This window comes from Flavisolibacter ginsenosidimutans, assembly GCF_007970805.1.
In the GTDB taxonomy this organism is placed as follows: Bacteria; Bacteroidota; Bacteroidia; order Chitinophagales; family Chitinophagaceae; genus Flavisolibacter; species Flavisolibacter ginsenosidimutans.
Map to the genome: position 1 here is coordinate 251,013 of NZ_CP042433.1, position 15,099 is coordinate 266,111.

Below are 15,099 nucleotides of genomic sequence, written 5' to 3' on the forward strand. Positions count from 1 at the left end.
TCGTTTCTTTACGGGCATGAACCAACGCATTGCACAACTGGCTTTGGTGGTGGCTGATTACGACGAAGCCATTGCCTTCTATACACAAAAATTAAGCTTCGAATTGGTAGAAGACGCAAGAATGAGCGAAACAAAACGCTGGGTCGTGATAAAGCCAAAAGGCGAAGACGGATGCCGTTTGTTGCTTGCCAAAGCGGCCAACGAGGAACAACAAAACGCTGTGGGCAATCAAACTGGTGGACGGGTTTTTTTATTTCTTCACACAGATGACATTGCAAGAGACCTCGCCAACCTGAAAGCGGGCAATGTAAAAATCGTTCGCGAATTAAGCGAAGAACCTTACGGCAAAGTCCTTGTGTTTGAAGACTTGTACGGCAACCTGTGGGATTTGATTCAGCCCGCCCTTCACACCAAACGTTAAATGTCTCTTTCTGATGAATCATTTTTCCGCCGCGTGTTTATCATTGCAAAAATAAAAACTGCCCGACGGCGTTATTTTTACCACCAAAGACAAAAGCATGTTCAACTTGTTTTTTTTATTGCAAACCGATTCCCTTGCACAAGCTGCCTCACAAACCGCCGCGGCCAGTAAAGGCGTTAGCTTAATTGAATTGCTGACACTCGGTGGCTGGGTAATGATTCCGCTGGCGGCGCTTTTCTTCGTGACCGTTTTTGTTTTCTTCGAACGTTTTCTTTCCATTCGTAAGGCCTCGGCCATCGAAGGCAATTTTATGAACATCATTCGCGACCACATTGTGAACGGCAACGTAACCGCTGCCCGCAGCTTTGCCAAAAACACGGCCAATCCCGTTGGCCGCATCATTGACAAAGGGATTCAGCGCATCGGCAAACCCATTGAAAATATTGAGCGCAGCATGGAGAACGTTGGCAAGCTGGAGATCTACAATCTCGAACGCAATCTTTCTGTTTTGTCGCTGTCCGCAGGCATTGCGCCGCTGCTTGGTTTCTTGGGAACCATTATCGGCATGTTTCAATTGTTTTACAGTCTTGCAACGGGTGGTGAGTTCAGCATTCAAACGATGGCCAACGGTATTTATACAAAAGTCATCACGTCGGCCACGGGTTTGATCATTGGTATGTTGGCTTACGTGGCTTATAATTTTTTAACGACGCAGGTGGACAAAACCGCTTACAAAATGGAAGCGGCCAGCGCAGAGTTCCTGGATATTTTGCAAGAACCAACGAGATGATGACTTAGCTGATTTGACGATTAGCGGATGTGCCGAAGCAAATGTGATTCGATGAAAAAATTTTATGAGCCGGAAGTCTGTCTATCCATTGAACTTTCGTTGCGTCGCACTCTTGTACGTTCTTATCGCTTTGCAGCCATTTTGATTTTTGACTTTTGAATTTTGACTTTCCATGAACATCAGACGAAAACTCAGAGCCCATACCGAAGTGCACACAGGACCGCTCAACGACATCCTGTTCATTCTGCTGCTGTTCTTTTTGATTGCCTCTACGCTTGCCAATCCAAATTTAAAAAAGGTAAACAATCCCCGCGGTACCAAGGATACAAAAGCGAAGCAAACTATTGTTGTGTCCATTGACAAAGACAACAACTTCTTCATCGGCACCAAAAAAGTGGAAAGCAACATGCTCGACTCGTTGTTAAAATACAGCGTGGACGAAGCCCGGAAAAAAGTGGACACGCCTTCGGTGATTGTCAATGCCGACACGGCTTCGTCTTACGGTGAAGTCTTCCGCGTACTCAATCTCGCCGAAAAACTGAAAGTGAAAAAAGCGGTGAACATTAAGTGAAACGTCAAACGTGAGACGTGAAACAGTAAAGTCTTTTACTATTAAGTTCGCGTTTGTCTCACGTTTCACTTCTCACAGCCTTTACCATTCGGTCTTTGCCTTGCATGTCCTTTCTTAGTTCCACCGCATAACCTTCCTGTTCAAAAAGACTTACGACTTCCTTGCCCAAATTTTCGTGTATCTCCAGGTAAATAGCGCCGTGTTTGTACAAACGCTTCTTTGCAAAATGCGCGATGGCTTTATAAAAAATCAACGCATCATTATCGGGAACAAACAAAGCGGTATGCGGCTCGTGCTGTACAACATTCAAAGGCATTGTGTCTTTCTCGGCTACGGGAATGTAGGGCGGATTACTCACGATGATGTCAACCGTTGGCAACGATTTTTGCTGCGCTTCGTCTAAAATGTCAACGCTTTGAAAGTCCACACGAATGTTCAATTGCGCACCGTTTCTCCTGGCCACATTCAGGGCTTCATCGCTCACATCGCAGCCCCAGACTTCGGCTTTTGGGATCGCGTTCTTCAGGGCCAGCGCAATGCACCCGCTGCCGGTGCCAATGTCCAAAATCTTTAATTCTTTTGTGGCATCAGCCTGCGTTAAATAATCTTCAAAAACTTTCTTTTTCGAAGCCTTCACGTCTTTTACAATCCAGTCGACCAGTTCTTCTGTTTCAGGTCGTGGTATCAAAACGGCATTGTCCACATATAAATCCAATCCGTAAAAGTGAGCTTGTTTCATTACGTACTGTACCGGCTCTATTCCTTTTGATTTCCGAATCAAGTCATTCACCTTTCTGACCTGTTCTTCGGTCAACTCCTGGTCATTGAAAAATGAAAAATGATTGTCATCCGGCCCGCAAAATATTGTGAGGATAAAATTCGCCATGGCCTTGCTTTCGCTTTTGTCGTGGTCTTTCTCAAAATGTTCAATTAACCGTTTTCTGGCTTCGCGACGATTCATGATTCAAACTTAAACCATTCTTTATTTTTGGCGCTTGCACGCACACGAAACATACATGCGCCGTTGTCTTCAACTTGCAAAACTTGCAGGCGGCAACGTAGCGCCCAACCCGATGGTCGGTTCGGTGTTGGTTTACGAAGACCGCATCATCGGCGAGGGTTATCACCAGCAATACGGGCAAGCTCATGCCGAAGTAAATTGCCTTGCTTCGGTAAAAGAGGCCGATTTGCATCTCGTTCCAAAAGCAACGCTTTATGTTTCGCTGGAACCTTGTGCGCATTGGGGCAAAACGCCGCCCTGCGCGGATTTGATCGTTTCGAAAAAAATACCCACCGTCGTTGTCGGTTGCCGCGATCCTTTTCCGCAAGTGAACGGCAAGGGGATTGAAAGATTAAAAGCAGCGGGAGTGGAGGTGAACCTTGGTGTTTTGGAAAACGAATGCAAAGAATTGAACAAACGTTTTTTCACTTTTCATACGGCGCACCGACCCTACGTTGTTTTGAAGTGGGCGCAAAGCGGCAATCAAAAGATCGGCTGTACAAACGCTGAAAGAGTTTTTATCAGCAACGAATACAGCAACCGCCTTGTGCACAAATGGAGAAGTGAAGAAGCGGCCATTCTTGTTGGTACGAACACGGCCTTGAACGACGATCCGCAATTAAACACAAGGCTATGGCCAGGAAGAAATCCGGTTCGCATTGTGGTAGACATGAACCTGCGTTTGCCGCGTTCGTTGCGCTTGTTTGATGGAACGATACCAACGATTGTTTTCAACAAACATCAACACAGTTTGCCTTTTGAAAAAATAAGCACAAAAGAAGTAAGCGGCACGCATTACTACCAAATTACGGACGACGCAAGCCTTGTTCATCAATTTCTTAACGGGCTTTACCGTTTGGGCATTCAAAGTGTTTTGGTGGAAGGCGGCGCAAAACTTTTGCAATCGTTTATTGACGAAGGTGAGTGGGACGAAGCAAGAATCATTACCAACGAGCAATTGCTAATTGACAAAGGTTTGCCCGCACCGATGCTTTCAAACGAACGATTGACAAGCAGCGAAAGAATCATGAATGATACGCTTCGTTACTATCGAAACTGCCACACAAAATAGTTTTGGACTCCTAACGCCCAACTCCAAACCGCAAACCGTTTACCTTCGCCGCCGCACATGACGCATTACAAAACCGTTTCAACGCCTTCGCAGGCCGAATACAAAGATCGTGGCAGCCGCTTTTGGGCTTATGCTTTTCCAATTACAACCGTTGATGATTTCAAAAAGGGCTTGAAGACTTTAAAAGAAGAACATCCAAAAGCGGCGCACCATTGTTTTGCTTACCGCATCGGCACTGATGGAAATAATTTTCGCGCAAGCGATGATGGTGAACCTTCCGGCTCGGCGGGCAAACCCATTCTTGGACAGATAGACAGCAAGGGATTAACGAACGTTGCGGTGGTCGTTGTGCGTTATTTTGGTGGAACTCTGCTTGGCGTTCCGGGTTTAATCAACACCTATAAAACGGCTGCATCATTGGCGCTGCAACTGTCGCCCATTGTTGAAAAGCCAATCCTCGTTGAATACGAATTACAATTTGATTACACGCGGATGAACGAGGTAATGATTTACGTAAAACGTTACGGCGGCGTGGTGCTGCAAAACGAAACACAGCTTTTTTGTATGTTGAAAGTGGGCGTGCCCAAGGCTGAAGAAAAAGTCTTTACAGAACGCATCGGTGATTTGCGGGGTGTAGAACTTCGAAAGGTTTAAACGTTCGAAGAGGAAAGGTTGCGAACCTTCTTTGTTTGCAGGCATTCACAAATGAATTTGCGTATTTTACACGTTCATCAATTTACCTTCTATGCGTTCAAGTTTTGCAAGCTTTTGCCTTCTGTTTTGCCTTGCCGCAAGCGGTCAAAAATATTATCTTTTCATCGGCACCTACACCGGCACGGGCAGCAAAGGAATTTACGTTTACCAATTTGATGCAAGCACGGGAAAAGCAAAATGGGTCAGCAACACCGATAGTGTAGTGAATCCTTCTTACCTCGCCGTTGCGTCCGGCGATACTTTGCTGTATGCCTGCACCGAAACACGCACCGTAAACGCCGGCGGGGTTACGGCTTTCAAATTCAACCGTTCGACGGGAAGACTAACGCAATTTAACAAGCAATCCAGCGGCGGAGACAACCCCGCTTATGTATCGGTAAGCAAAAGCGGCCGGTGGGTGATTGCTGGAAATTATTCGGGGGGAAGTTTAGCCGCCTTTCCCGTGAACAAAGACGGCAGCCTGCAACCGTACAGCCAGTTGATACAACACGAAGGCAAGGGCGCCAACAAAGAGCGGCAGGAAAAAGCGCACGTGCATTCCACTGTATTTTCACCGGCACAGGATTATCTTTTTGTACCCGACCTTGGCTTGGACAAGGTGATGATTTATCGTTTCAATCCCGCGCAAACAAAACCCTTGCAACCGGCTGCAATGCCGTATGCCGCAACAACGCCTGGCAGCGGCCCGCGGCATTTTGATTTTCATCCAAACGGGAAGTGGGCTTATTTAGTTGAAGAAATGGCCGGTGCGGTGGTGGCTTATCAATACACTAACGGAAAGCTCACCGAACTGCAACGCATCTTCTCGCACCCTGACACGTTAAGCTCTCAACCCGGCAGCGCCGATGTTCACGTTTCACCCGACGGAAAATTTTTATACGCCAGCAACCGCGGAAAAGAAAATAACATTGCCATTTTTAAGATAGACGACAAAACAGGAAAGCTGACATTAAAGGGTTTTCAATCTACTTTGGGCGAAACGCCGCGCAATTTTTGCATCGAGCCTTCGGGCAAATATTTGTTGGCGGCAAATCAGGAGACGGATAACATTGTCGTTTTTAAACGCGACGCAAAAACGGGTATGCTGACTTACACAGGCGAACAAATCAAATTGCCAAAACCGGTTTGTTTGAAGATGATAAAGTTTTAGCAAACGACAGGAAACAAAAACGGCTCTGAAAGGAGCCGTTCACCAATGTTGTATTTATGCTTTGTCAAGGTAGCTGTTTAAGAGCTTTCGCACTGCTTCTTTTAAGCTGCTGTATTGCGGCGGCTTGGTAATCATCTCCACACCAAAGCGTTTGCAATACATCTTGTCCAACTCGCTGTTAGAAGTTGTAAAAAACACCAGCGGAATTTCGCTTAAGGCACTGTCCTTTTTAATAATGCTTAACGCTTCTTTACCGTTCAGCACCGGCATGTTCATGTCAAGAATCACCAAAGAAGGAAGGTCATTCTTGCGTTTCGCATTTTCAAGGTAATCCAGCGCTTCCTGCCCGTTGCTCACCTCGGCAATGTCATAATCCTGGCCAATGTCCTGAAGCACGTGGCGCATCAACATCAGGTCGTCCATGTCATCGTCTGCCCAAAGGATGTGTCGTTTGCTCATAAGTTTTAACCAACGCTGGCGGGTGTGCGCCTGTCCGGTTCATTTGGTGAAGAAAATTTTATAACACTTCCACCACTTCTTTTCGTTCGTCTTTGTTCATCTCCGCATCCGGTTTCGATTCATCGGTCAGCGCCACCTTGCCGCGGTTCTTGCGTACAATGCGCGACCACAGCGACAATTCCTGGTCGAAAAGAAAACGGAAAAAGAGTTTGGTCCACGACGTATGATAATGAAGCGTATCATAATAACCCGAAGCCTGCCGGCGTATCTGCGGCAACTTGTTCCAGGGAATTGACGGAAAATCGTGGTGCTCGTTATGATAGCCAACGTTAAAGGCTACCTTGTTCAACGGGCCGTAATAGCTATAGGTTTCCTGATGACCGTGCACCAGGTAATGTTCCTGAATCCAGCGGCCGCCGAGCGGATGAAGGCCTACGGAAAAGAAAAAGCTCAAGGTTAAAAAGGCTACGGCTTTAGGTCCGAGAAAATACCAAACACCTGCCGTAAATAGAATACAGGCCGCCCAGTTCAGTGCCATCCAGCCATCAAAAGGTTTGATCTCTTTTAACCGCGCTACGCGAAAGGCCTGAAAGAGCGGGTAGAACAAAAACCAAATCACTTTGCCGATAAAATAATTGTTGATCAGTTTTGCTTCCCAGCGGTTGGGCAGGTCAGCGTCCAACTCGTGCACACCTTGAAAAGAATGGTGTTTAATATGATAACGCTCAAAGGCTACGGCACTCGGAAACAATTGCGGCAGGTTAGCCAAAATGCCGGCCAACCGGTTAGCAACAGGGTTTTTAAAAATCAATTTGTGCGTGGCTTCGTGAATCATTACAAACAGCGCATGATCGGCAAAGGCCCCTAACAAATAAGCGGCGCCAACAATCCACCACCACGATTTGTCGGCCAGCAACCAGGCGCCTGTTAATTGAAAAGCCACCAAAAAAACAATGGCGTAAAACGTACCGATGTTTTTGCCAATGAGGTGACGGATTTGTGGGTACTGTTTTAAAATCTGTTTGGTGCGGATGCGGTGCGGTTCGGGTGCATCGGAAAAAATAAAATCATTCGGTTTCATACGCATTGATTGAGATTTGTAAATATAGGAAGCCCCGCTTCGCAGAATCAGAACAATTCGATAAAGTATGCAAATCGCGGGTTACAGGCAAGCATTTATCCTTTTTAAAGTCTTGTTTCGCAAGGCCTGTTTTATTTTAAAAAATAAACTTAAGCCCTTCGCTCTTGGCCGAAGTTTTCTGCGGTTTTGCCGAGAACCAAAAGGCTGAAAACTTTATCCGGCCTATATTTGCCCGTACAGTTACCTCGTGTAAAATCCACCACCTAACCAGTAAATCATGAAAAAATATTTCTCCGAAAAAAATGCTCTTACGGTCATGGTCAGCATCTTCTGCTTTGTAATGATGCTCATTGCATTTTTCAAAGAAGGTTCTATCTGGCAGGGCATTGCTTTTGCCTTGGCTTTTAGCTTTTCGGTTGAAGTCATTCAGCACCGTGCCAAAGAAGGTAATTCGTAAGTTTCGTTTCCCTTTTAACCCGGCTGCGTTTTTCTTCCGATCTTTTGTTTCCGGCTGCACAGCTACTGTCATCTTCTGTTGCCTCGCACTCTTGCCTGCCTGGCGATAGGCGGGTACGCTTTATAATCCTGTTCAGCATAGCTCAATCACATCTTGCGCATTCAATCTCGCAATTACGTTCACACGGGCGAAAAGGAGGTTGCGCAGGCAGCCTTTATGATATTGACATTTTCTTTTGAAGAGATGAACGGCTAATTCCGAAACTCCTGCGAGATCATCAAGCCGTAAATCCCGCCGTCCAAAATGCCAATGCCCAAACGCCCAAATGACGGGTTTAAAATATTGGCTTTGTGCCCCGGCGAATTCATCAATCCTTCGTGACAAATTTTAAGCGTTCGGCCAAGCGCCAAATTTTCGCCGGCGGTTGTAAATGTTATACCTGCCGCTTTCATCCGGTCAAATGGATCGGTTCGTTCAGGCGTGTAATGTGAAAAATAACCGCGGGCAAACATGTCGGAAGAATGCGCTCTGGCCACTTGCGTTAATTGTGGATCCAGTCGCAGCGGTGCAAAGCCGCGTTTGGTTCTTTCTCCATTTACCAACGTCAGCATTTGCGCTTCAAGGTCCGGCCGGGCTGTGGCATCGTTTACGGTGTAATGCAGTTCTACCGTTTCTTCGGTTTCCGGTTTTACCATGATGCGGTTTACCGTTTCCTTTGCGGCTTCGCCAAAAATGGGCGAGAATTTTTCGTCGAGCCAGCCTACTTGTATACCCAGGCCGTTGGCAATTTTGCTTTCACGGGCTTCCCGTGCAAGGCCGTTCCACATGGGGATGCTCAGAAGCAAAGCCGCGGCAATGGCTGCGTAAATGGTTCCGGTAATGAATCCGGGAACAAGGCCAAACGCACGGTTCACCGTTGCCTGGTGTGTTTCCCGCGGCGTGTGCCGTATAAAGCGATTCAGGATAAAAGAAAAAAGCAAGCGGGTAAACAGAATCGTTGCAATGAAAGCAATCGGCAGGTTCCAGACGCCGAGCGAGGGGAAGACTTTTTGGAGAAGAAGACCAACATCCTGGTAAAAGAAAAACCCGGTGAGCAAACTTCCGAGCCAAACCGAAAGATTCACGATGCCAAGGATAAATCCTTTTGCCCATCCGGCCCACATGGCCAGCACAACGATGAGAATAAGCAGCACATCAATCAGGTTCATATCATGCCGTTTATAAGAAGAGCCAATCCCTTTTACACTTCTTTATACTGTTTCTCTTGCAGGACCCGAGCGGTAAGAGTGTAATCACAGGTTAACATTTACCTACCTAAAAACTAATGCCAAAAATTTGAGCCACAGATAACGGAAGTCAAAAAGTGGAAGACGGATAAGCTATGTACAAGGCAAGTGCAGAAAATATTGGATAGTAAAAGTGCTGTAAACAAAGAAGCCTTCAACTCCTGAAGGCTTCTTTGTAATTTGAAATTTATTAGACAGATTGTTTACGCTACCGTAATGTTTTGATCAAGATAAACATCCTGAATGGCGTTTAAAAATTCAATGCCTTCCGCAAACGGACGCTGAAACGCTTTGCGGCCCAAAATCAGTCCCATGCCTCCTGCACGTTTGTTTATAACGGCCGTGGTTACGGCTTCCTGCAAGTCGCTGGCACCCTTGCTTTCGCCGCCGCTGTTAATCAAACCCACGCGTCCGCTAAAGCAATTCAACACCTGGTAACGGCAGAGGTCAATCGGGTGATCGGAGGTTAATTTTTCATATACGAGTTTGTGTGTTTTGCCAAACTTAACGGCGTTGTAGCCGCCGTTGTTGGTGGGCAGTTTTTGCTTGATGATGTCAGCCTGCAAAGTCACGCCCAGGTGATTGGCCTGGCCCGTTAAATCCGCCGCTGTATGATAATCCACACCGTCAACTTTAAACGCATTGTTGCGCAGGTAACACCACAAAATGGTGCACATGCCCAACTCATGTGCGTATTGAAAAGCTTCGGCAATTTCTTTCAGTTGCCTTGTGCTTTCCGCACTTCCCCAATAAATGGTGGCGCCAACGCCCACGGCGCCCATGTCCCAGGCACTCTTTACTGTTCCGAAAAGCGTCTGGTCAAATTTGTTGGGATAGCTTAAAAACTCGTTGTGATTGATCTTGACAATAAAAGGAATTTTGTGCGCATACTTTCGGCTCATGATGCCCAGAACACCGAAGGTTGAGGCTACACCGTTGCAACCGCCTTCAACGGCCAAACGAATGATGTTCTCCGGATCGAAGTACATTGGGTTAGGCGCAAACGATGCACCGGCGCTGTGCTCAATTCCCTGGTCAACGGGAAAGATGCTGCAATAACCCGTACCGCTTAAACGTCCATGATTTAACAGCGTTTGCAGGCTGCGCAAAACCTGGTTGCTTCGGTTGCTGTTAATCCAAATGTCGTCAATGTGTGTAGGAGAGGGAAGATGCAAATCCTTTTTGTCAACCGTAGTTGATGTGTGATTCAAAAGATAGCCGGCTTTGTCGCCAAGAATTTCAGCAATGTTCTTTGAGGACATAAATCAGTTGGTTTAAATAGCAAGCAATTTTTTACACCCTTAAAGATAGAAGAAGTTAGAGGTTGGATGTTTGAGGCCGGAAGATGATTTTTGCAACGGGTATTGACGTGAAGTAAAAGAAAAAACTCCGCCAGATAGCCGGAGTTTATAAAATAAGAATCACAATTTACGCTTGTGTAGCTTTAGCCACCAACTTAATTACGCGTTGCGGTTGATGCAGTTCAAATCTTCAAAAGCTACTTCCAGCCGCTTCACAAAATTCTCCTCGCCTTTGCGCAGCCACACACGCGGATCGTAGTATTTTTTGTTGGGTTTGTCATCGCCATCAGGGTTGCCAAGCTGGCCTTGCAAATAGCCCTCGTTCTTTTTGTAGAAGCCGAGAATGCCTTCCCAAAAAGCCCATTGCAAATCGGTGTCAAGGTTCATCTTTATTGCGCCGTAACCAATGGCTTCGCGAATCTGGTTTTGCGGCGAACCGCTGCCGCCGTGAAAAACAAAATACACCGGTTTTTCGCCAAGGCCGTATTCCTGTTGAATGTATTGCTGGCTGTTGTTTAAAATTTCCGGACGAAGCTCTACGTTGCCGGGTTTGTACACGCCGTGCACGTTTCCAAAGGCCGCGGCTACGGTAAACAAATCACCAACCTTGCGCAATTCTTCAAAAGCGTATGCAACTTCTTTTGGCTGCGTGTAAAGCTTGTCGTTTTCCACGCCGCTGTTGTCCACGCCGTCTTCTTCGCCACCGGTTACGCCCAGTTCTATTTCAATGCCCATGCCTAACGGGACAAGGCGCTTGAAAAATTCAACCGAGGTTTCAATGTTTTCTTCAATCGGTTCTTCGGAAAGATCAAGCATGTGCGAGGAGAAAAGGGGCTGTCCTTTTTCTTTAAAAAATTGTTCGCCGGCGTCAATCAATCCGCTTACCCAGGGCAGCCATTTTTTTGCGGCGTGGTCGGTATGCAAAACCACGGGCACGCCGTAATATTTAGCCACGTTGTGAATGTGCAGCGCACCGGAAACGGCGCCGGAAATATTTCCCTGCAACTTGTCGTTGGGCATTCCCTTGCCGGCAATGAACTGCGCACCACCGTTGGAGAATTGAATGATGACGGGTGAGTTTACTTTGGCTGCGGTTTCCAGCGTTGCGTTAATGGTGTTGGTGCCGATGGTGTTTACGGCAGGCAGTGCAAACGCGTTTTCTTTTGCATCTTGGTAAAGCGCTTTCAGTTCGTCGCCGAAGAGCACACCGGGATTGTATTTTTTCATTTTATTCTTTTGGGGTGGTGAAGATAATTGGTTTACCCAAAAGCAAGCAATCGTGGGTAGCGGCTAAGATAAGGAATTCGGGTTGCAAGCAATGACTGCGTTGAAAGCAAGGCTGGCAGTTAATAGTTAAACTTGTTTAGTCATTCCTTTAGGTTGTGCTAAGCAGATTCTATTACCCTCCTTTTTTTGCCTTTCTTTTTTGTGACGGTCTGTCTCTATTTGATTTTATTTAAGCTGCAGAGCCCTGCTCCTTGTTTTCGTGGGAGAAGTTTTGTCATTTTGCGGCAACGCCGAAATCCAAGAAATATGAAAAACCAATGCAAACGCAATCACGTTCCTTCTTTCTGTTCACGGTCATTCTGCGCAGCGGAATTGCGATCCTCCGAGCATATAGAAAAGCAGTCCGGTTTCATCTCCCAATACATCGGATTAACCAACGCCTTCGTCACCGCAAACAAACGTTTTCATGCGATCATTTTTTAACAGGCATCGCAATTTTGTGGGTTTGCTGGTGTGGTTTTACCTGTTGCTGACGTTTCTAATTTGGGAACAGCTTACGCGGCAAATAGAAAACGACCGGTCGGAAACAATCCAGGCGGCTATCCAACATCATCACAATCTTGTGATTTCGCTTGAGCAGCATACCATCCGAACCATTCGCGATGCCGATGCGGTATTGCAACTGGTAAAGATGGAGAACAGCCGGCTGGGCCGAAAAACGAATCTACAAAAACTGTTTGAAAACGGGTTGATTGACCTGCCTTCTTTTGACGGCCTGGTTGTAACCGACAGCAGCGGAAACGTTGTTATGGCTTATCCGCTGCAAACCGAAGCGTTACGCATAAATGTCTCGGGGCGCAAGGGGTTTCAATGGCACAAAGAACACAAGGACTCGCTGATCATCAGCAGGCCTATTCAATCAAAAACCATCGGGAAAACCGTGATTGTGTTAAGCCGCCGCATCGACGATAGCAAGGGGCATTTTGGCGGAACAGTCGCTATTCAATTGCAGCCGTCCACGTTCATGGCCTTCTACAACCAGGCAAGCATGAACCGGTACGACCTCATGTCGCTCATCTCTCCTGAAGGAATTACCTACTCGCGGCGCACGGGTTCGGTGGAAAGCAGCGGCGAAGACATTAGCCGCAGCCCGCTGTTTGATCATGTAAAAAAGCAACCCGTCGGAATGTATTTTGCCAAAGATGCCATTCGCGAATTCCCCACATTTTTCAGCTACCGGCAATTAAAAAATTACCCCATCATTGCTACGGTAGGCAGCCGCGAAGCCGACGTGCTTGCACACTTCCGGATACGCCGGAAACGGGAATATATTTTTGGCGGCATCATCAGTTTTTTGTTGCTGGTGTTTTTGCTCGCCATCTATTTCTTTTTCCTGCAACGAAAAAAATCAACCAGGATTCTGAAGAAGAGTGAAACCCGCTACCGCTCAATATTTGAAGGCAGCCAGGACGGGATTTTGTTGCTGAAGCCAGACGGCAGTATCGAGGCCATGAACCATGCGGCTTGCGCACTTTTTCAATTGAGTGTTTCGGAAAATTCGGGTATTTATTTTTCACAACTTTTTGATGTCGTTCTGCCGGAGATTGATACGGCTTGCCTAAGCAAGCAATTGCACGACCAGGGCAAAAAAGAATTTGAGTTTACCTGTTTGGACGGCAGCCACTTTATAGGCGAGATTGCCTGCTCCATTTTTAACGATCAACTGGATCAGCCGCACACCATTGTTTTGATCAGGGATATTACCCGGCGCAAGCAAATAGAAAAAAGACTGGAACGGGAGCAGAAGCGCTACCAACAAAGCCTGACAAGACAAATCATTGCCGCGCAGGAAAGAGAAAGAGCAACACTCAGTCACGAACTTCACGACAACGTGAATCAAATTCTGACCACAGTAAAACTTTACCTTGAAACGGCTTTGGTAAACGAAGCGGAAAAAAACAATTTGCTTACCAAGTCCATGACACACGTCATGCACTGCATACGCGAAATCAGAAACCTTTCTCACCGCTTGTTGCCGCCTTCCATTTGTGCGGAGTCGCTTGTTGAATCCATTGAAGGACTGATTGAAAACCTTTCGCCGTGCACCACTTTCGACATCAATTTCCAGGTGGACAATTACCGCCAGCCCGTAAGCAAAGAACTGGGCCTGGCCGTGTACCGAATTTTACAGGAGCAATTAAACAACATCGTTAAACACGCAAATGCTTCCGTTGTAAACATTTGTTTGTGGCAAAGCGAAAAGGAAACGCATCTGTTGATTGAAGACGACGGTAAAGGTTTTGACCCGGGCATTCAAAGCAAGGGCATTGGCCTGAACAATATTTCGAGCCGCATCCGGGCCTTTAACGGAAAGTTTTCGTTGAACGCAGGCCGGGGCAAAGGATGCCGGTTGCAAATCCGTTTCCCGTTTTCAGAAGAAAGTTCAGAAGGCTATTGCGAAAAAAAATTGATGCCGGAAGATAAAATCGAAGTCTCAATCGGTGATCTTTCCCAAGTTTCGCTGGATGCGAAAAAGGTGCGGCTTTAGCGCCACGCGAAGCGTCGTCTTTACCAGCTCGCCCATTGTTTTGCAGCGGTTGAAGGTGGTTGTTTGAAAATGTTCGGCCAGTTCATGTTTGAGTTGCTTTCTTTTTTCGTCGGTCGAGATGCTGTCCTTCGACATGATTTTCAGCAAGTCCATGATGCGGTAACGCGAGGCCGCAATGCGGTAAGCAATCAACGTTCGTTCTTCGGCGCGGTATTGCTCAATCGAATCTTTGTTCAGGTACTTCAGCGTTAATTCAACAAAGGGATAATTTTCTTTGAAAAATTGCGGCAGGTATAAATTCTTTCGGCCTTCGTAGGATTGCTGGTCAAAGTCAATTGCGCGAATGCGGTATTGGTAATCTTCAATGTCGGGTGTAATCTCCACCACAAAATTGTAGCTGCGCATGTCGCCCAACAGGCGTAAAAAGCAACGTTCGTTGAACTTCACAAATTCTTTGGCAATGCGAATCTTGTTCGTTTCCGGCCGGTCGAAATAATCTTTCACAAACACGTCGCCGGGAATGCCGGGAATGTGTTCTTCCACCAGCGTGTTGTTGTGCGTAAGAAAGGTCATGCGGTTGGGCGAAAGAATGTGTTCCAGTTCCAGGCCGTACACCCGCGAGGCATCTTCTTTTTTGATGTAATAATGGTCGTAGTTATCGTTGTAGCGGTTGACGATGCGGATGCGAAAAGGGTGCGAATTGCCGAAGGTGCAATAATCAATGCGGGCTACGTCGAGGTGCTTGGTAAACGTGTAATCACCTTCGGTTTTTAAAATCGCGTACAGGTTTATCAGTCCTTCTTTGAGGTAATGCCAATGGTTTTTTTCGTAAAGGGCTTTTTCCCACAAGGTGTCTTTACCGGCCTTGTCGAGCAGCGGCACGGCGTATTTAATTTCCAGTAAATCGCTGTAAGAAACGGGCAACACACTTTCGCGTCCGTGTGTTTTCAAATACTGCCGCAACTCCGTACTGATGGGAAAGAATTTTTTCTTTCGCGATGGTTTATCCTCACCGTGCATGA

15 protein-coding genes are annotated in these 15,099 nt (G+C 46.7%); 7 read left to right on the plus strand and 8 right to left on the minus strand.

Going from position 1 to position 15,099, the window contains the following annotated elements; genetic code table 11:
• Positions 1 to 16: 16 nt before the first annotated feature.
• The 3 genes from FSB75_RS00860 (at position 17) to FSB75_RS00870 (ending at position 1,782) form a co-directional block, all read left to right on the plus strand.
• Entirely contained in the window at positions 17 to 421 is a 405-nt protein-coding gene (locus tag FSB75_RS00860; RefSeq protein ID WP_146781498.1) for a VOC family protein, read from the plus strand.
• Positions 422 to 518: 97 nt separating this feature from the next.
• Positions 519 to 1,211, plus strand: a complete 693-nt coding sequence (locus tag FSB75_RS00865; RefSeq protein WP_146781499.1) for a MotA/TolQ/ExbB proton channel family protein — start codon at positions 519 to 521, stop codon at positions 1,209 to 1,211.
• A gap of 172 nt (positions 1,212 to 1,383) precedes the next feature.
• Positions 1,384 to 1,782 carry an ExbD/TolR family protein gene (locus tag FSB75_RS00870; protein WP_146781501.1) on the plus strand — a complete coding sequence of 133 codons (399 nt, stop codon included), beginning with the start codon at positions 1,384 to 1,386 and terminating at the stop codon, positions 1,780 to 1,782.
• A 58-nt stretch (positions 1,783 to 1,840) separates the two neighbouring features.
• Here FSB75_RS00870 and prmC read toward each other — a convergent pair whose 3' ends face one another.
• Positions 1,841 to 2,743 carry a peptide chain release factor N(5)-glutamine methyltransferase gene (prmC, locus tag FSB75_RS00875; protein ID WP_146781503.1) on the minus strand — a complete coding sequence of 301 codons (903 nt, stop codon included), beginning with the start codon at positions 2,741 to 2,743 and terminating at the stop codon, positions 1,841 to 1,843.
• Between the two features lie 34 nt (positions 2,744 to 2,777).
• On the opposite strand from prmC, the gene ribD reads away from it, so the two are divergent.
• The 3 genes from ribD to FSB75_RS00890 all read left to right on the plus strand — a co-directional run bounded on the left by ribD (position 2,778) and on the right by FSB75_RS00890 (position 5,718).
• A complete protein-coding gene (gene ribD / locus FSB75_RS00880; protein ID WP_262711944.1) occupies positions 2,778 to 3,854 on the plus strand; it encodes a bifunctional diaminohydroxyphosphoribosylaminopyrimidine deaminase/5-amino-6-(5-phosphoribosylamino)uracil reductase RibD in 1,077 nt (358 codons plus the stop codon).
• Positions 3,855 to 3,911: 57 nt separating this feature from the next.
• Positions 3,912 to 4,508, plus strand: coding sequence for an IMPACT family protein (locus tag FSB75_RS00885; RefSeq protein WP_146781507.1), 597 nt, complete (start codon positions 3,912 to 3,914; stop codon positions 4,506 to 4,508).
• A 91-nt stretch (positions 4,509 to 4,599) separates the two neighbouring features.
• The gene (locus FSB75_RS00890; RefSeq protein WP_146781509.1) at positions 4,600 to 5,718 is read left to right on the plus strand and encodes a lactonase family protein; all 1,119 of its coding nucleotides are present in this window, start codon (positions 4,600 to 4,602) and stop codon (positions 5,716 to 5,718) included.
• A gap of 54 nt (positions 5,719 to 5,772) precedes the next feature.
• Here FSB75_RS00890 and FSB75_RS00895 read toward each other — a convergent pair whose 3' ends face one another.
• The 6 genes from FSB75_RS00895 to fbaA form a co-directional block, all read right to left on the minus strand.
• Positions 5,773 to 6,177 (minus strand): response regulator, encoded by a 405-nt coding sequence (locus FSB75_RS00895; protein WP_146781511.1) that lies wholly within the window; start codon positions 6,175 to 6,177, stop codon positions 5,773 to 5,775.
• A 58-nt stretch (positions 6,178 to 6,235) separates the two neighbouring features.
• Positions 6,236 to 7,258, minus strand: coding sequence for a fatty acid desaturase (locus FSB75_RS00900; RefSeq protein WP_227990735.1), 1,023 nt, complete (start codon positions 7,256 to 7,258; stop codon positions 6,236 to 6,238).
• A gap of 136 nt (positions 7,259 to 7,394) precedes the next feature.
• Positions 7,395 to 7,787 carry a hypothetical protein gene (locus FSB75_RS00905; protein ID WP_146781515.1) on the minus strand — a complete coding sequence of 131 codons (393 nt, stop codon included), beginning with the start codon at positions 7,785 to 7,787 and terminating at the stop codon, positions 7,395 to 7,397.
• Between the two features lie 179 nt (positions 7,788 to 7,966).
• Positions 7,967 to 8,923, minus strand: a complete 957-nt coding sequence (locus FSB75_RS00910; RefSeq protein WP_146781518.1) for a CvpA family protein — start codon at positions 8,921 to 8,923, stop codon at positions 7,967 to 7,969.
• A 281-nt stretch (positions 8,924 to 9,204) separates the two neighbouring features.
• Positions 9,205 to 10,263, minus strand: coding sequence for a class I fructose-bisphosphate aldolase (locus FSB75_RS00915; protein ID WP_146781520.1), 1,059 nt, complete (start codon positions 10,261 to 10,263; stop codon positions 9,205 to 9,207).
• 198 nt (positions 10,264 to 10,461) lie between these two features.
• The gene (fbaA, locus tag FSB75_RS00920) at positions 10,462 to 11,529 is read right to left on the minus strand and encodes a class II fructose-bisphosphate aldolase (protein ID WP_146781522.1); all 1,068 of its coding nucleotides are present in this window, start codon (positions 11,527 to 11,529) and stop codon (positions 10,462 to 10,464) included.
• A gap of 466 nt (positions 11,530 to 11,995) precedes the next feature.
• Here fbaA and FSB75_RS00925 point away from each other — a divergent pair, with 466 nt between their 5' ends.
• A complete protein-coding gene (locus FSB75_RS00925) occupies positions 11,996 to 14,077 on the plus strand; it encodes a PAS domain S-box protein (RefSeq protein WP_146781524.1) in 2,082 nt (693 codons plus the stop codon).
• Here FSB75_RS00925 and FSB75_RS00930 read toward each other — a convergent pair.
• On the minus strand, positions 14,024 to 15,097 hold the full coding sequence (locus tag FSB75_RS00930; RefSeq protein WP_146781526.1) for a hypothetical protein: 1,074 nt from the start codon (positions 15,095 to 15,097) through the stop codon (positions 14,024 to 14,026). The genes FSB75_RS00925 and FSB75_RS00930 overlap by 54 nt on opposite strands.
• Between the last annotated feature and the right edge of the window lie 2 nt (positions 15,098 to 15,099).